A 16443-nucleotide genomic window follows, 5' to 3' on the forward strand; every position below is an offset into this window, starting at 1 on the left:
GATCGAGGGGCGGGCACCGCCCGTCGCGACACCGTCACCCGCGGCTTTTTTTCGCTCCTTCGCCTCGGCAGGGACATGGACATCGGACTTGTCGGCGACGGCCCCGCGGCCGAGGCCGTCTCGGCCGCGCTCGGCGACGTCGACGTGAACGTGATGCCCGTCGAGGCGGGGCTGCTCGACGGGTTCGACCTCGCGGTCGTGATCGACACCGCCGGCTCGGAGACGTTCGCGACCGCCGACGAGCACCTCGACCGCTGGGTCGCGATCGAGGTCGGCGGGCTCGGCGGCGTCGCCGTCTCGGCGGTCGACGCCGCGGTGACCGCCTTCGACGAGACCTGCTACGACTGCCTCCGCCGACGCGTCGCGAGCGGCGGGGCCGAGGCGGCCGACGCGCCGACCGGCCGGCGATCGGCCGTGCGCTACGCCGGCGCGGTGGCCGGACGCCGCGTCATCCGGCTGCTCGCCGGCGACCCGGTCGGCGACACGGTCGCGGAGGTGCCGGGCGCCGAGCGGACCCTCCTCCCGGTCCCGGGGTGCGGCTGCGGGGACGATCCGGGCGAAGCGCTGCCCCGCGAGGGCGAAGAGCGGTCGCTGTCTGACGCGGTCGACCGCGCGGAGCGGGCGGTCGACCCCCGAGTCGGCCCGCTCTCGGAGGTCGGCGAGCAGGAGTCGTTCCCCGTGCCCTACTACGTCGCGCGCGTCGCCGACACGACGCCGTTCTCGGACGCGCGGGCGGCCGAGTTCGGCGGCGGCGTCGACGCCGGCTGGGACGCCGCGTTCATGAAGGCGCTCGGCGAGGGGTTGGAGCGGTACGCCGCCGGAGTGTACCGGGAGGCGTCGTTCACGCGCGCGCCGGCGGCGAACGTCCCGAACCCAGTCACTCCCGACGCGTTCGTCCGCCCCGAGAGCGCGGAGTCGTACGCCCGCGAGGACCGGCTCCCGTGGGTGACCGGCGAACACCTCGGCACGGGCGAAGCCGCGAGCCTACCCGCGGAGTTCGTCGGCTTCCCGCCGCCGGAGAACCGGTATCGACCCGCGATCACGACCGGGCTCGGCCTCGGCAACTCCGGGCCGCACGCGGCGCTGTCGGGGCTCTACGAGGTCATCGAGCGCGACGCGACGATGACCAGCTGGTACTCGACGGCCGACCCGCTCGGGATCGAGGTCGACGACGAGGGGTTCGCGGAGCTCGAGAAGCGCGCCCGCGCCGAGTCGCTGTCGGTGACCCCCCTCCTCGTCACGACCGACATCGACGTGCCCGTCGTCGCGGTCGGCGTCCACCGCGAGGGCGACTGGCCCCGCTTCGCGGCGGGCTCCGGCGCCGACCTCGATCCCACCGCCGCGGCCCGGAGCGCGCTCGCGGAGGCGCTGCAGAACTGGGTCGAACTCCGGTCGATGGGGGCCGACGCGGCCGCCGAGCAGGGCGCGGCGATCGGTCGCCACGCCGACTTCCCGACGGAGACGCGGGCGTTCTTCGATCCGGAGGCGACCGTGCCCGCCGCGTCGCTCGGCGAGCCCGACCGCTCGGGCGCCAACGAGTTGGCCGCCGTCGTCGAGCGCGTGGAGACGGTCGGGCTGGAGCCGTACGTCGCGCGGACGACGACCCGAGACCTCGCCGCGCTCGGCTTCGAGGCGGTCCGCGTGCTCGTCCCCGGCGCGCAGCCGCTGTTCACGGGCGACCCGTTCTTCGGCGACCGCGCCGGCGACGTGCCGCGGTCGATGGGGTTCGAGCCCGATCTCGAGAAGGAGTACCACCCGTTCCCGTGACCCGTCGGGGGGCCGGGCGCTCCTCGCCGTTTCCGCTTGCCACATCCCGCCGGTTTAAGCCGCTCCCGGCCGCTCACTCGCGCATGGACGTACTTCCGGACGCGGACGTGGAGGCTGTCGAGGCGGTCGACGGCGTGTTTCTCACGCAGGGCGCCGCCGGCGAGGAGACGAGCATCCAGCGGTTCGCCATCGATCCCGGCGCCGAGGTCCCCGAGCACGACCACCCGCACGAGCAGGTCGGCGTGATCACCGAGGGGACGATCACCTTCGTCGTCGACGGCGAGGAGCGCGTCGTCGAGGCGGACGACACGTACGTGATCCCGGGCGGCGAGCCGCACGCGGCGCGCAACGACGGCGACGAGCCGGTCGTCGGCTACGACATCTTCTCGCCGCCGCGGACGAACCCGGACTGGCAGGAGTAATCGTCCGGGCCGGCGGTGGCAGATCTTGCGGTGGCGCGTGCCGGTGAGCAGCCGTCAGGCTGCGAATCGCACGCGCGAGGGAGCGGTGAGCGCTCGGAGAGCGCGAACCGCGAGGCTGGGGAGGCGTGAGGTGCGGTCGCTGTGCGGGTGGGACTCAAAGGGGCAGCCGCGAGGGCGAAGACGGGCGACGCAAGCACTGCAGGGAGCGAACAACGTGAGCGACCGAAGCGCGCAGCGAGCCCATCGAGTCCTCGCGGCTGGGGCTTTGGAGGAGTTCATCGACGATCCGCCAGCAACCGCGTATACGCGGCCGCGTCAATCGCGACGCGTCTATCCACGGTCCACGTACCGAGGCAACGCCCGCCACTGTCACGCACCCTTTATCAGTCCGTCCCGAAGCGGGGGGCATCCATGCCACGGGTGAGCGCCGGGGCGCGGCTTCACTTCGGCTTCTGTAACCTCAGCCTCTCGCACGAGCGGCTGTACGGCGCCCTCGGGCTCGGGCTCGCTGAGCCGCGGGTCGTCGTCGACGCGGAGCGGGCGGAAGCGGTGACCGTCGACGTCGAGGCCTCGGGCGCCGATCCGGCCGTCCGCGACGAGGTGCGCGAGTACGCCGCTCTCGCCGCCGACCTCCTCGGTGTCGGCGGCGCTCGAATCGCGGTCCGCCGGACCCTTCCGCGCCACGCCGGCCTCGGGAGCGGCACGCAACTGGCCGCGGCGACGCTCGCAGGGGTCGCGGCCGCCCACGGACGGGACCCCCGAGTCCGGGAGCGCGCGCCGGCGCTCGGTCGCGGCGGGCGCTCTGGCGTCGGCGTCGCGACGTTCGAGGCCGGCGGGTTCGTGCTCGACGCCGGCCACCCCACCGCGCGGTTCACCACCGACCGGCCGGCCGACGGCGAGTGGACCGTGCCGCCGGTGGCCGCCCGCCACGCCGTCCCGGACGAGTGGCGGTTCCTGCTCGTGCGCCCGAACGCCGCGCCCGGTCGGAACGGCGACGCCGAGGACGACGCGATGCGGACCGCGGTCGAGCGGGCGGAGCCCGGGCTCGCCGACCGGATCGGCGGGGTCGTCACCCGGCGCGCGCTCCCGGCGATCGCGGAGGGGAACGCGGAGCGCTTCGGCGCCGCGGTCGCGGAGATCGGTCGCCTGAACGGCGCGTGGTACGCCGACGAGCAGGGGGGCGTCTACCGCCCGCCGGTCGGCGACGTGGTGGCGTCGCTGTCGGACGCCGCGGCCGTGTTCGGCGCCGGGCAGTCGTCGTGGGGGCCGACCGTGTACGGGGTCACGGACGCCGCGAACGCGAGCGCGGCCGCGACCGCCGGCGAGCGGGCGCTCGCCGAGGCGGGCGTCGACGGGACGGTCTCCGTCGCGGCGGCGGCCGCCGACGGGGCGCGGGTGACAGAGCGGGAGTGAGGCGAGCGCGGTCGGCGAACGAGCAACAACACTAAGCGGAGCGCCCTCCCCATACGGAACATGCCGAGTCTTCCGTTCGGCGTCGCCCGGCTCGACTCGATCCTCGATGGCGGGGCGCCGCCGGGGAACGTCGTGTTGCTCGCGGGCGAGTCCGGCGCCGGCGCGCGCGAGTTCCTGTACACCAGCGCCGCGATGAACGCCCTCGGGCGAGCCGACGCGGAGCTGTTCGACCTCTACTACGGCGATCTCCACGCCAGCGCGGCGCTCCCCGACGAGGTGCACTACCTCTCCTTCACCGCCGACACCGACGCGATCACCCGGGAGATGGGGTACACGATGGCCGACGAGATCGTCGACGCCGCGATCGACGGGATCAACTTCCGGGACCTCTCGCCCGAGTACTTCCAGCTCAGCCCGATCCCGCGTGACTGGTACGAAGACGAGACCACCTCGATCACGGAGCTGGGCGAGCGCGGCGAGTACGAGGACGTGCTCACCGCGTTCGGCGATTACCTGTCGGCGCACGCCGACGGCAGCCTCGTCTGTATCGACTCCGTGACGGACCTCATCTCGATGGTGGACGACGACCTCGAGTGGAGCGACGTGGCGATGGTGATGAAGGGGCTCAAGAAGGCCGCCTACGAGTGGGGCGGGCTCATCCTCGTGCTGGTGAACACCGACTCGATCTCCGACCGCGAGTTCGGCGCGCTGATGGACGCCGCGGGCGGGACCCTCCAGTTCACCTGGGAGAGCGGCGGCTCGCAGCGCGCCAGAACGATGTTCGTCCACGAGTTCCGCGGGGTGCTCTCCCGGCTGGAGTCGGAGAACATCGTCCGGTTCGAGACCGAGATCCACGACGGCGGCTTCGACATCAGCGACGTGCGCAAGATCCGGTGACCCCTAACCCGTGCCAGCGACGCCCGGAGTCCGTCCCCGAGTATCGATCCGGAGAACGGCGCGACAGATTACTTAAGTCTCCCCGCTAAACGGAGCGTAGATGACGGAGGATCCGCGATGAGCGATCTCGATCCGACCGACGAGACGGTCGACGCCGCGATCGAGAGCGCCGCCGACGAGACCGACGTCGGCCGCGAGGAGCTGCTGAAGCGCGCCATCGTCGCGCTCGCAGATTCGGAGGGCGTCGACGTTCCGGACGCGGAGGAGGTGGCGGCGATCCGGACGCGGCTCGACGACCTCGACGCCGAGGTCGACGAGAAGATCGGGGACCTCCGGGAGCGGTTCGTGGATCTGTACCACGATCTGGAGGCGAAGGCCCCCGCCGACCACACCCACGAGGAGATGGGCGACCGGTTGGACGCGATCGCGGCCGACCTCGATTCGGTCGCCGACCGCGTCGACGAAGTCGAGGCCGAGGCGGCCGCGACGGCGACCGTCGGCGAGGCGGTCGAGGAGACGATCGACGCCCTCGACGACCGGCTCGCCAGCGTCGAGTCCCGGCTCGACGACCTCGACGACCTCGACGAGCTGCGAGACCGGACCGAGGGGATCGACGACCTCGAAGCCCGAGTAGCCGATCTGGAGGGGCTCGACGACCGCGTCGACGACCTCGACGAGATCGAGGAGAAGCTCTCGCGCGTCGCGAGCGCGGTCGTGAGGGTCCGCCGGCGGCTCGAGGCGGCCGAGCGCGACCGGGCCGACCGCGAGCGGCTCGACGCCGTCACCGCCGCCGCGAACCGCGCGGGGGTCCGGAAGGCCAAATGCACGAACTGCGGGAACACCGTCGACATCGGCCTGTTGACGGCGCCCGAGTGTCCCCACTGCGGCCGCCGGTTCGAGGAGGTGGAACCGAGCCCGGGCTTCCTCGGCACTTCGCGACTGGTCGTCGGCGACCAGCCGGCGCTCGACGGCGAGGTGGGCGGGGACGCCGGCGGCGGCGCGGACGATAGCGACCGCCGAGCGGCCTCCGGCTCCGGCGGCAACGTGAGCACTCGCCAGACCGACGGGGGCGACGAGCCGTGACCGACGACGAAGCGGATCCGTTCGCTGACGCGGACGAAGGCGAGAGCGAGAGCGCGGACGAACTGTTCGGCGACGAGTCGATCGAGGACGCCGGCGAGGTGGACGACCCGTTCGCCGAGTTGGACGACGACATCTCGGGGGAGAACGCCTCCGAAATCGACGTCGACGCGGAGGGCCCCGATCCGGCAGAGGCCGGCCCGGAGAGCGCCGAACCGGAGAGCGCCGACGCCGGGAGACCGCTCTTCGGCGAAGCGAAAACGGACGCTCGCGAACCCGACGCGGACGCCGACGGCGACCGCGGCGCGGTCGGGGGACGGTCTGCCGCGGACGCGGGTCGAGGGGAGACCGACGACCCCTTCGACGAACTCGGCCCGGCGACCGGCGAGACCGACGCAGACCTCGACGACATGTTCGAGCAGATGGACGTCGGTAGCGTCGGGGACGAGGACGTCTGGGAGTCGCTCGACGAGGACGCGGCGGGCGCCGGCCTCAGAGAGGGGTTCGTCGACGCCGACGTGGAGCGCGTGATTTCGAAGCGGACGTACTGCCAGCAGTGCCCGCACTTCTCGGCGCCGCCAACGGTCGCCTGCGACCACGAGGGAACGACGATTCTGGAGGCCGTCGGGTTCGACGAGTTCCGGGTCCGGAACTGCCCGATGGTCGACGAGGACGATCCGACGTTCGACGCGAGCCGAGGAGAGTAACCGGAATCAGGCACGTATCGCGGTCGCGGGATCGAAGACGGTTTCTGGACACGCTCAAGGGAGTCGGGTTCCGAGAGCGTTCCGTTCGTGGGAACAGTTCGACAACCGGGCGAGAAGGGCGTCACCTTCGGGTCAGGATCGCTCACCGGCGCGATAGGGGATTCGATTACGGTGATCCCGCTGGTCGTCGCGCTCGCGCTACTGACGGACGTGTCGCTCCCGCACGCGCTCGTTGGGTTCGGGATCTTCCAGATCGTCTGGGGGGTCCGGTACGGGCTCCCGGTGTCGGTCGAGCCGATGAAGGCGCTCGCGGCGCTGGCGATCGCCGGCGCGCTGACGTACGCGGAGCTCGCGCTCGCCGGGCTCGTCCTCGGCGCGCTCCTCCTCGCGATCGGGGTCACGGGGGCGCTCGCGCGAGTCGAGCGCTGGATCGGCGAGCCGGTGATCCGCGGGGTGCAGTTCGCGGTCGGTCTGGTCCTGCTCGAAACCGGGGTCGACCTCGCGCTCAGCGACCCGGTCCTCGCCGCGGCGGGGGTCGCGATAGCCGCGGCGGCCGCGCTGGCCGGGCACGGGAAGGCCAGCGCCCTCGCGGTCGCGGTCGTGGGGATCGCGTTCGCGCTCGTCACCGCCGGGCTCCCGGCGCCGCAGTGGCCCGGGGCGCCGCCGGGCCTCTCGCTGCAGGTGCTCGCCGGGGCGATCACCCGGAACACGGCCGACGGGATCGCCGCGCAGCTCGCGATGACGATCGGGAACGCCGCGCTGGCGACCTCCCTGCTGTTCGCCGACCTGTTCGACGCCGACGTCACGCCCGACGAGCTGTCGGCGAGCATGGGCGTGACGAACCTCGTCGCGGTGCCGCTCGGCGGGGTCCCGATGTGCCACGGCTGCGACGGCGTCGCGGGCAAGCACGCGTTCGGCGCCCGGACCGGCGGCGCGAACGTCGTGCTCGGCGTCGGCTACCTCGTCGCCGTCCCCTTCGCGACGCCCGCCCTCCTCGACGCGTTTCCGGTGGCGATGCTGGGCGCGCTGCTCGCGATCGTCGCCGTCTCGCTCGCTCGCAACGCCGTCGACTCCGAGAACGTCGCGCTCTCGGTCGCCATCGGCCTCGTCGCCCTCGCGACGAACCTCGGCGTCGCGTTCCTGCTCGGGATCGTCGCGCACCTCGCGTGGGAGCGAGTGAGAGCACGCGGAAACGAGCACGCCGATCGCTTATAAACAACTGCGGTGGCGTGCGCCTGTGAGCGCCCGGAGGGCGCGAACAGCACCGCGCGAGGTCGCCGGCGCTACGCGCCGGCTGCCGGAGAATCTGTCATTCTCGCTGGAGTCAGTTGCCGCAGGCGACTGACGAGGCTGGGGAGGCCCGAGGTGCGGGCGGTGCTGTGCGGGGCGGGACTCGAAGGGGCAGCCGGTGAGGCGGTCGCAGGCGACGTAAGCACTGGAAGGAGCGAGCAACGCGAGCGACCGAAGCGCGCAGCGAGCGTGCGCCCGCCTCGCCGGCTGGGGTTTTGGCGGTGTTCACTGCCGATCTCCCGTCAGCAACCACTTATAAACGAACGGATGCGCCAAACCCGGACGCATCCGCGACCGATCCCCCACTACTTACAACACGTCTTCGAGCGCGTCCATGACCTCGTCCACCCGCTCGACCCGCGCGTTGTGCCCCATGTGCCCGATCCGCAGGATATCGTCGGCCAGATACGCGAGCCCCGTCGCGAGGAGCACGTCGTGTTCCTCGCGGAGGCGCGTCTGCAGCTCCTGTGCCCGCCCGGGCACCGCGAAGGCCGTCACGGTCGGCGAGCTGCGCTCCGGGTCGGAATACGGCGCCAGCCCCAGCTCCGCGCCGCGCTCGCGACACCGGGCCGCGGCGGCGCGGTGTCGCTCGCGGACCGCGTCGAGCCCCTCGTCGAGCCACAGTCCGAGCGCCGCGTCGAGCGCGACGACCTCGGTCGTGAGGTGGGTGTACGGGAACCCCTCGTCGGTGTCCCGCCACGGGAGGAAGTTCGTGTACAGCGAGTGCGGCTCTCGCTCCTCCATCGCCGCCCACGCGCGGTCGCTGATCGCGGCGGTGGTGAGCCCCGGCGGCGCGCTGAAACACTTCTGGGAGGCGCCGAGACACACGTCGATCCGCTCGGTCGGCACCCGGACGCCCCCGAGCGACGAGACGGCGTCGACGACGGTGAGGATCTCCCCGTCGGCTTCCGCCAACAGGTCGAGCGCCGGCTCGAGGTCGTTGAGCGTACCGGTCGGCGTCTCGCAGTGGACCATCGTCGCGACGTCGAACGAGTGGTCGTCGAGGACCGACTCCAGCTCCGCGAGCGGGAGGGAGTCGTCGTAATCGGTCGAAACCAGCGTCGCCTCGCCGCCGTAGTCCGCGACGAAGTCGGCGAAGCCGTCGCCGTAGAGCCCGTTCGAGAGGCAGAGCACCTCGGTCCCCGGCTCGACCAGCGAGGCGATCGCGGCCTCCAGCCCGAGGATCCCCTCGCCGCCGGGAACGACCACGTCGCGGGTCGACTCGCCGGCCGGTCCGTCAGTATCGACGCCGTACACCGTCGCCAGCCGGTCGGTCAGCCGGTCGTAGATCCGGTGGAACTCGGGGTCCACGTCGGGGTTGATCAGCTCGCGGCTCATCGCGTCGCGGACGGGAGCGGGGACCGCGGTGGGTCCCGGGGTCATGAGCATACGCCGTCACGGCGTTCCATCCGCATAAGCGCGCCGCCCGACTCCGGTGTCGGTGCCGTCGTCGAAGCCAGCGACGAAGGCGGCGCCCGCCTCTCACCCGGCCCACGGGTAAGTATATAAGCCGGCGAATGGAGTTCGATGTATGACACGAACAGGCCGCTACCTGCCACAGTCGGCCAGTTTCCCCGGTGGGTGCTAACCGACCGAGGGGCGGGAGGCGTGAGTGGCTCGACGGTCGCTCGCCCTCTTCGCGGCGGCGATCCTTCTCGTCGGCGCGTTCGCCGGTCTCGCCGGCGCGCAGGAGGAACCGCCGTTCGTGCGCGGCGAGCCCGAGTTGGACGTGTACCTCCCGGAGTCGACCGTGTCGCCGGGGAAGGCGACCGATCTCGCGGTGCAGATCGCGAACGACGGCGACGTGGACGCGGGGTCCGACCTCCGGCGGGACACCGTCACGACCGCACGGAGCGTCGTCGTCGACGTGCGGACCGACGGCTCGCCGCTCGTCGTCGAAACGGGCCGGTTCGCCGTCGGGTCGATCGGTGACGGCGCGGTCCGCGAGGTGCCCGTCTCGGTCAGGGTCCCGGCGGACGCGGAGCCGGGGACGTACACGCTCGACGTGCGGCTCGAGTACTCGTACACGCACCTCTCGGCGCCGCGGAGCGGCGTCGTGCAGGACCGATCGCGAACGCGGACCGAGTCGGTGTCGGTGACGGTCGACGACGGCCCCCGGTTCGCGATGCGCACCGTCGACGCCGACGTGCAGGTCGGCGACTCCGGAACGATCGCGGCGAACGTCACCAACGTCGGCGGCGAACTCGCCCGCGACCTGTCGGTCGAACTCGCCGCGAACGGTCCCGATCTCACCCTCGGCGAGACGGAACGGAACACCGCGCGCGTCGACCGACTCGCCCCCGGGGAGAACGCGACGGTCCGGTTCCCGGCGAGCGTCAGCGCGGACGCCGCCGCGGAGTCGTTCGACCTCACCGGGACCGTGCGGTACACCGACGACGAGGGGATCCGCGGCGCCCAGGACGGACTCCCGGTCGGGGTCCGACCGCTCGCCGAGCAGTCGTTCTCGATCGCCGTCGACGACTCCGCGCTTCGCGTCGGCGAGAACGGGAGCGTGAGCGGGACGATCCGCAACGACGGGCCGGTCGACGCTCGGGCGGTCGTCGTCGCCGTCGGCGACGGGCCGTTCGTCCCCCGCAGTCAGCGGTACGCCGTCGGGGACCTCGCCGCCGGCGAGAGCGCCGCCTTCCGGTTCCGCGGTGCGGTCCCGGCGAGCGCCGACTCGGTCCCCCAGCAGGTGAGCTTCGCGACGAGCTACCGGAGCGCCGCCGACACCGAGCGGACGACCCGCGAGGCGGTCCGCGTCCCCGTCGCCGAGCGGCGGGACGCGGTGGCGGTCTCCCCGGTCGACCCGCAGTTCGTCGCCGGCGAGGACGGCGTGTTGCGGCTCACCGTGACGAACCGGCGCGACGTCGAACTCCGGGATGTCGAGCTGCGGCTCGCCGTCGACGCGCCGCTGGACAGCGAGTTCCGAACGACCGTGATCCCGTCGCTGGCCCCCGGAGAGACGGGAGAGGCCGCGTTCGACCTCGCGGTCGACGGCGACGCGCCGGAGAGCCGGTACCCGGCGACCGTCGACATCGCCTACACCGACCCCGACGGGGTCCGCGTGACCGGCGACACCGCGACGGTCGCCGCCTCGGTCGTCGCGTCGTCGGGCGGCGAGGTCCCCATCGAGGCCGTGGTGTTGGTCGTCCTCCTGCTCCTCGTCGCCGCCGGCGCGTGGTGGTTCTATGTCCGGTGAGACCGACCGTCCCCTCGTCGTCGAGGGGCTGACGAAGGCGTTCGGGAGCGTGGTCGCGAACGACGACGTGTCGTTCAGCGTGAGCGAGGGTGAGGTGTTCGGCTTCCTCGGCCCCAACGGCGCGGGGAAGTCGACGACGATACGGCTGCTGCTCGGGCTGTTGAAGCCCACTTCGGGGACGGCGAGGGTGCTCGGTGCCGACATCCGCGACGAGGCCGCGCTGACCGCGGCCAAGCGTCGGATCGGGTACCTCCCGGCGAATCTCGCATTCGACGAGGGCGTGACCGGCGAGGCCGTGCTCGACTACCACGCCGCGATGAAGGGCGGCAGTCGCCGCGCGGAGCTGTTGGAGCTGTTCACCCCGCCGATCGAGCGACCGGTCCGCGACTACTCGACCGGGAACAGACGGATGCTGGGGCTGGTGCAGGCGTTCATGCACGATCCCGACCTCGTGATCATGGACGAGCCCACCGCCGGGCTCGACCCGCTCAAACAGGAGGCGTTCAACGAGTTCGTCCGGGACGAGCGCGAGCGCGGCACGACCGTGTTCTTCTCCTCGCACGTGCTGAGCGAGGTGCGACGGGTCTGCGACCGCGTCGGCATCCTCCGCGCCGGGGCGCTCGTCGAACTCGAGGACGTCGAGGCCCTGCTCCACCGCGGCGGGAAGCACGTGCGCGCTCACGCCGACGACGCGGCGGTCGAGACGATAGCCGGCCTCGACGGCGTCATCGACCCCGAGCGGTTCGCAGAGGGCGTCCAGTTCATCTACGCCGGCGACGTCAACGCGCTGCTCCGCGAACTCGCGGCGCACGACATCCGCGACGTGGAGATCGGCGAACCCCCGCTCGAAGACGTGTTCGCGCACTACTACGGGAGCGAAGGGACGGCGGACGGGGAGCGCGAAGGCGCGGGCGACGGGGCGGGCGGATGTTTGAGACCGCGCGGTACGAGGGGAAGCGACGGATCCGCGGCGCTGCGATCCTCACGGCGGGGATCGGGGCGTACACCGGGTTCATCGTCTGGTACTTCACCGTGCTCGAGGAAGTCGACTACGAGGACATCTTCGAAGAGCTGCCGCCGGCGATGTTGGAGGCGTTCGGCATCGAGAGCCTGTCGACCATCGAGGGGTTCCTCGGCGCGCAGGTGTTCAACTTCGTCTGGCTGCTCGGACTGGGGTTGTACTTCGCGTACGTCGGCGGCGGCGTCGTCGCGCGAGACGTCGAGACGGAGCGGATGGACCTCCTGTTGTCGCTTCCCGTCACGCGCTCCCGGCTGCTGGTCGAGAAGTTCGCCGCGCTGCTCGTTCCGATGGTCGCCGTCAACGCCCTCGGCGGCCCGATCATCTACCTGTTCGTCGTCGCCGCCGGGGAGACGATCCCCCTCGATCACCTGCTCCTCACGCATCTGTTATCGGTCCCGTTCCTCCTCGTCTGTGCGGGGATCGGCCTCGCGTTCTCGGTCGCCGCCGACCGTGCGGCGATCGCCGAGCGGGGGGCCGTCGGCACCGTCTTCGCCTTGTATCTCGTCGAGTCCGTCGTCGGCGGGGCCGAGGGGTACGACTGGATACAGTATCTGAGCCCGACGCAGTACTACGACCCGACGCCGATCCTGATCGACGGGTCGTTCGAGCCGATCGACTCGGCCATCCTCCTCGTCGCCGTCGTCGGCCTGCTTCTGCTCTCACAAGCCCTGTTCGAGCGCCGAGACGTGTGATATCACCGGATAAGCGGGCGTTTCCGTTCGCCGATACGTTAATACGTTTCTGTCGCTTCAGTTACGACGATGATGCTTCCGACCCACGTGCTCGGCGGGATGTTGCTCGCCGCGCCGTTGGTGCGTGTGGCCCCGGAACTGGCGCCGATCGGGTTCGTCGCCGGGTTCCTCGGGGGGCTCTTTCCGGACCTCGACATGTACGTCGGCCACCGGAAAACGCTCCACTTCCCCGTGTACTACAGCCTGCTCGCGGCGATCGCCCTCGTCGCGGCTCTGGCCGTGCCGTCGGCGGCGACCGTCGCCGCCGCCCTCTTCCTCCTCGGGGCGGCCCTGCACAGCGTCGCCGACATGTACGGCGGGGGGTTAGAGCTGCGCCCGTGGGAGGGGAACTCCGACCGCGCCGTGTACAACCACTATCACGGGGCGTGGATCCCCCCGCGGCGACTCGTGCGGTACGACGGCGCGGTCGAGGACCTCGCGCTGTCGGTGGGGTTGGCGCTCCCGCTCCTCTACCTGCTCGACACGCCGCTTCGGCGGGTCGTGCTCGGCACCCTCCTCGTCGCGGCCGTGTACACGGTCACGCGGCGGTACCTCGCCGAACTCGCGGCCCGGATCACCCCCTACGCCCCGGCGACCCTGTTGCCGTACCTCCCGGACCGGTACCACGACGACGACGCGAGTCGGTAGGAAGCGGTCGCGCTCACTCGCGACCGCGACCCGCGGGGCCGAGGCCCTCGATCGCGCGCGCCGCGTCGAGCACCTCGTCGTGGAGCGCCCCGTTCGAGACGACGAGCCCCGTCGAGTCGTGTCGCCAGCGGTTCCCCTCGAGGTCCGTCGCTCTCCCGCCCACCTGCCTGACCATGAACACGCCCGCGACGGAGTCCCACGGGTTCGCCCGCAGGTTCGAGATGGTCCCCTCCAGCCCGCCCGCGGCGACGGTCGGGAGGACGACCTGCGCGGCGCCGAGGCGGCGGAGGTCGCCGAACCGGCGGACGATCGCCTCGCAGGCGGCGGCGTACGCGTCGCGGGAGTCGAACGCCCACCACAGCGTCGGGTCGACCGCGCCCCGCCGCGGGTCGGACACGTCGCTGACGCGCATCCGCGTCCCGTTGCGGTACGCGCCGTCCGCGTCGGCGGTGTACACGTCGCCCAACGCGGGTGCGACGGTCGCCGCCGCGACCGGCTCGCCGTCGACGACGGCCGCGACGGCGGTCCCCCACACCTGGATGTCCCGGACGTAGTTGTTGGTGCCGTCGATCGGGTCGATCACCCACGCGGCGCCCTCGTCGGGGACCGTCTTGCGCTCGTCCTCCTCCTCGCCGACGATCGCGTCGTCGGGGTACGTCTCGCGGATCGCCTCGATCACGGTGCGCTGGGCCGCCCGGTCCGCCTCCGTCACCACGTCGTCCTCGCCTTTGGTCTCGACCGCGATGTCGCTCCGGAACCGGTCGTTCGCGACCCGCGCGCCCGCTCGAGCCGCGCGCTCGGCGACGGCGGCGCGGTCGTCTGTGTCGGTCATGGGCACGCTCCGACCGCCAAACGCGTATACACGTCGATCTCGCGGATCCGGCGCCGGCGACGGTTCCGCGAGCGGCGCAGGCGATGAATAATTAACTCAATTCCGAATCCGAGTATGTTTAAGTAGGTCCGGAGTAGAGGAACGCGTATGGAACCAGAGGAAGCGGTCCGCCAGCTCGAGTACGCCATCGACGCCTCCCTCGACGAGACCGGACAGCGCGCGGCCGCCGGCTACCGCCCGACGTTCGAGCGCGTCGCCGAGCGCGCCGACGGCTCGGCCGTCTACGCGCTCGCCTGCGACCTCGCCGACGAGGTCGTCGGCGGGGACTGCCCCAGCCCCGCCGAGGCGAATGCGACCGCCGAGCGCGTCCTCGACGACTGGGCGTACACCGACGGCGGGGCGTAGGGCCCGGCTGTTCGGCGGCCGCCACGGATCTCTCTTCGGTTTACTTCCTCTCTCATTCGCTCGTCCGCCCAGCGATCGGTCCGTCGGTACCCGTTCGCTCGTCGTTCCAGCGGTCAGCGCGGTGCGCGCCGGACNNGTCCGGCGAGGTCAGCGAGGTCGAGTTCAGCGGGCTCCGTCGGCGCGGTCTCACTGGTCCCGTCGCCCGCTTCGTCACCCGGTGGCTCCCCCCCGCCCGCCGTGCCGCCGGAGCTCGAGCCGTCGCCGCGGCCCGCGCCTCCCTCAGAACCGACCGCACCGGATCTCTCCGGCTCCGTCACGGTGATCGTGCCCGCAGCCGCGGGCTCGGCGAGCGCGTCGCCCGCGAGCACGAGGTCGTAGGTGCCCGGATCGTCGAACCGCACGGTGACCGTCGCCGTCCCCTCCGCGCCCGGAGCCGCGTCGATCACGACCGGCCCCTCGGAAACGGTTCGCGCGTCGCCTGCGGTCTCGATCCGGATCTCGGCGTTCTCGGCGGAGGCGGGTCCGTCGTTCGACAGCGTCAGATCGAGCGTCGCCGCCTCGCCGGGCGCGACGGTCTCGGTCGAGAGTGCGATCTCCGCGGGGACGAGCGCCGGGCGCTCCGCCGCGACAGCGAACGCGGATGACCCCGCGGAAACGGCCTCGATCCGCACCGCGTCCCCGCTCGCGTCGACGACGCTCGTCTCAGCCCGCTCCCAGCCGGTGTCGGTCTCCCGGTAGACGGCGAGCCGTCCCAGGGCGACGCCCGCGGCCGCCAGGCGCTCGCGATCGACCGCGAGCGTCGCGGTGGCCTCCTCGATCGGTTGGTCGCCCTCCGCGAACGTGACCGTGTAGTAGCCGAGCGGGTCGACGCCGGGCGGGAGCGACCGGAGTGATTCGGTGTCTGCGGATCCGGTCGGTGCTTCGGTCGTTCCGCGCACCACGAGGCTCGCGTCGCCGGGCGCGGCCCGGACGAACGTCAGCGTGTCGAGCCGGACTCCGAGGTCGCCGACGTGGAGGCCGTCGAGGTCGAGGTCGGTGTCGGCGCCCCCGACGATCGACCGCACCTCGATCTCGCGGACGGCCGGAGTCGGGCGCTCCATCGACACGACGGGGCCGCCCGTGGCGCTGGGAGCGTCGTCGACAGCGTCCGGCTCCTCCGGCTCGACAGGCCGCGCGTGGACCGAAATCTCGTCGATGAGTCGGTCGCCCGGCGCGATCTCGGCGACGCGGGTGTCGATCTCGACGCCGACCGGGACGGCGTCGTCCTCGGGCGCGAGCCGCGCGGCGTCGTCGGGGCTCTCGACCGACTCGCCGTCGACGACGAAGGTGACGCCCACCCCCTCGTGTTCGATCCACGCCTCGGCGGACGCGTTCCCGTCGTAGGTGATGTAGAAGAGCGCGTCCTGGGTGGCGAACGCGTCCAGGTTGACCCCCTCGGCGTCGGTCCGGGGGTTGTCCTCGCTGATGTCGATCGCGAGCTCGCCGTCCTCGTCGAGGTAGGCGTAGGGGTTGTCGCCGGGTTGGAGGGCGACGTCGTCGGTGATGGGATCGGTGGGGCCGTCGAGAACGACTGCGCCGGTGGAGACGATAAACAGCAATACGACTCCGAAAGATACCACGGCGAGCAGTGTGCTGTAGCCGCGTCGCATGTGGATGCCACATAGAAGGATACCTAGATAAGTAATCACTACACATGGACAATCGAGAAGTGATTGAATGGACGATGAGGAGATCACGATGAGGAATCTCTCGACATAGATCTGTAATCGTGTTCAACTGATACGAGATCTACTTAATGCCGACCATGGATGGCCGATATGGATAAAATAACTTATTTTATATAAATTCAGTTATGTTTCTAGTTGAGAAGACAGATATTATTTCAATTTTGTTTTGAACGCGCTCTTACTAAATTATAGATTGATAGAATACAATAGGATTAAATTAAGCCTGATCGTGAGCGCTCAAATCGTGCCAATCGAAGGTATGCGGTAAGAGATTTTGTGTGAGCGCTCTTCTGTAGGAGAT

Annotated in this window: 13 protein-coding genes and 1 pseudogene; 12 read left to right on the forward strand and 2 right to left on the reverse strand. The window is 71.2% G+C overall.

Annotated features, from left to right (window positions below):
• The first annotated feature begins 75 nt into the window (after nucleotides 1-75).
• The 7 genes from DJ69_RS14465 (at nucleotide 76) to DJ69_RS14495 (ending at nucleotide 7501) form a co-directional block, all read left to right on the forward strand.
• Entirely contained in the window at nucleotides 76-1767 is a 1692-nt protein-coding gene (locus DJ69_RS14465; protein WP_099256249.1) for a YcaO-like family protein, read from the forward strand.
• A gap of 83 nt (nucleotides 1768-1850) precedes the next feature.
• Nucleotides 1851-2189, forward strand: a complete 339-nt coding sequence (locus tag DJ69_RS14470; protein ID WP_099256250.1) for a cupin domain-containing protein — start codon at nucleotides 1851-1853, stop codon at nucleotides 2187-2189.
• Between the two features lie 411 nt (nucleotides 2190-2600).
• Nucleotides 2601-3602, forward strand: coding sequence for a beta-ribofuranosylaminobenzene 5'-phosphate synthase family protein (locus DJ69_RS14475; protein ID WP_099256251.1), 1002 nt, complete (start codon nucleotides 2601-2603; stop codon nucleotides 3600-3602).
• Nucleotides 3603-3662: 60 nt separating this feature from the next.
• Nucleotides 3663-4499, forward strand: coding sequence for an RAD55 family ATPase (locus DJ69_RS14480; RefSeq protein WP_099256252.1), 837 nt, complete (start codon nucleotides 3663-3665; stop codon nucleotides 4497-4499).
• A 117-nt stretch (nucleotides 4500-4616) separates the two neighbouring features.
• Nucleotides 4617-5582 (forward strand): hypothetical protein, encoded by a 966-nt coding sequence (locus tag DJ69_RS14485; protein WP_245851713.1) that lies wholly within the window; start codon nucleotides 4617-4619, stop codon nucleotides 5580-5582.
• The gene (locus tag DJ69_RS14490) at nucleotides 5579-6286 is read left to right on the forward strand and encodes a hypothetical protein (protein ID WP_099256253.1); all 708 of its coding nucleotides are present in this window, start codon (nucleotides 5579-5581) and stop codon (nucleotides 6284-6286) included. The genes DJ69_RS14485 and DJ69_RS14490 overlap by 4 nt, the downstream gene beginning before the upstream one ends.
• An 87-nt stretch (nucleotides 6287-6373) precedes the next feature.
• Nucleotides 6374-7501: a putative sulfate/molybdate transporter gene (locus DJ69_RS14495; RefSeq protein ID WP_099256254.1), complete on the forward strand. Its 1128-nt coding sequence runs from the start codon at nucleotides 6374-6376 to the stop codon at nucleotides 7499-7501.
• 384 nt (nucleotides 7502-7885) lie between these two features.
• Here DJ69_RS14495 and DJ69_RS14500 read toward each other — a convergent pair whose 3' ends face one another.
• Nucleotides 7886-8965 carry a pyridoxal-phosphate-dependent aminotransferase family protein gene (locus DJ69_RS14500; RefSeq protein WP_099256255.1) on the reverse strand — a complete coding sequence of 360 codons (1080 nt, stop codon included), beginning with the start codon at nucleotides 8963-8965 and terminating at the stop codon, nucleotides 7886-7888.
• A gap of 223 nt (nucleotides 8966-9188) precedes the next feature.
• On the opposite strand from DJ69_RS14500, the gene DJ69_RS14505 reads away from it, so the two are divergent.
• From DJ69_RS14505 to DJ69_RS14520, 4 genes and pseudogenes are all read left to right on the forward strand, one after another.
• A complete protein-coding gene (locus tag DJ69_RS14505) occupies nucleotides 9189-10778 on the forward strand; it encodes a COG1361 S-layer family protein (protein ID WP_099256256.1) in 1590 nt (529 codons plus the stop codon).
• Nucleotides 10768-11673: pseudogene (locus tag DJ69_RS19235) on the forward strand (ABC transporter ATP-binding protein); the annotation flags it as partial. The gene DJ69_RS14505 and the pseudogene DJ69_RS19235, both read left to right, overlap by 11 nt.
• Before the next feature lie 32 nt (nucleotides 11674-11705).
• Nucleotides 11706-12491, forward strand: a complete 786-nt coding sequence (locus DJ69_RS14515) for an ABC transporter permease (RefSeq protein WP_099256257.1) — start codon at nucleotides 11706-11708, stop codon at nucleotides 12489-12491.
• A 69-nt stretch (nucleotides 12492-12560) separates the two neighbouring features.
• Entirely contained in the window at nucleotides 12561-13178 is a 618-nt protein-coding gene (locus DJ69_RS14520; protein WP_099256258.1) for a hypothetical protein, read from the forward strand.
• Between the two features lie 13 nt (nucleotides 13179-13191).
• On the opposite strand, the gene DJ69_RS14525 is transcribed toward DJ69_RS14520, so the two are convergent.
• Nucleotides 13192-14010, reverse strand: a complete 819-nt coding sequence (locus DJ69_RS14525; RefSeq protein ID WP_099256259.1) for an inositol monophosphatase family protein — start codon at nucleotides 14008-14010, stop codon at nucleotides 13192-13194.
• 147 nt (nucleotides 14011-14157) lie between these two features.
• Between DJ69_RS14525 and DJ69_RS14530 the strand changes: the two genes are divergently transcribed.
• Entirely contained in the window at nucleotides 14158-14415 is a 258-nt protein-coding gene (locus DJ69_RS14530; RefSeq protein ID WP_099256260.1) for a hypothetical protein, read from the forward strand.
• Nucleotides 14416-16443: the final 2028 nt, after the last annotated feature.

Origin of the sequence: Halorubrum persicum (assembly GCF_002727125.1) — an archaeon.
Taxonomy (GTDB): Archaea; Halobacteriota; Halobacteria; order Halobacteriales; family Haloferacaceae; genus Halorubrum; species Halorubrum persicum.

Bases quoted from the DNA above. Each gene is read 5' to 3' on its own strand.
- DJ69_RS14470 (WP_099256250.1), top strand. From the start codon at position 1,851: ATGGACGTACTTCCGGACGCGGACGTGGAGGCTGTCGAGGCGGTCGAC.
- DJ69_RS14500 (WP_099256255.1), bottom strand. From the start codon at position 8,965: ATGCTCATGACCCCGGGACCCACCGCGGTCCCCGCTCCCGTCCGCGAC.
- DJ69_RS14480 (WP_099256252.1), top strand. From the start codon at position 3,663: ATGCCGAGTCTTCCGTTCGGCGTCGCCCGGCTCGACTCGATCCTCGAT.
- DJ69_RS14525 (WP_099256259.1), bottom strand. From the start codon at position 14,010: ATGACCGACACAGACGACCGCGCCGCCGTCGCCGAGCGCGCGGCTCGA.
- DJ69_RS14475 (WP_099256251.1), top strand. From the start codon at position 2,601: ATGCCACGGGTGAGCGCCGGGGCGCGGCTTCACTTCGGCTTCTGTAAC.
- DJ69_RS14515 (WP_099256257.1), top strand. From the start codon at position 11,706: ATGTTTGAGACCGCGCGGTACGAGGGGAAGCGACGGATCCGCGGCGCT.
- DJ69_RS14485 (WP_245851713.1), top strand. From the start codon at position 4,617: ATGAGCGATCTCGATCCGACCGACGAGACGGTCGACGCCGCGATCGAG.
- DJ69_RS14520 (WP_099256258.1), top strand. From the start codon at position 12,561: ATGATGCTTCCGACCCACGTGCTCGGCGGGATGTTGCTCGCCGCGCCG.
- DJ69_RS14465 (WP_099256249.1), top strand. From the start codon at position 76: ATGGACATCGGACTTGTCGGCGACGGCCCCGCGGCCGAGGCCGTCTCG.
- DJ69_RS14530 (WP_099256260.1), top strand. From the start codon at position 14,158: ATGGAACCAGAGGAAGCGGTCCGCCAGCTCGAGTACGCCATCGACGCC.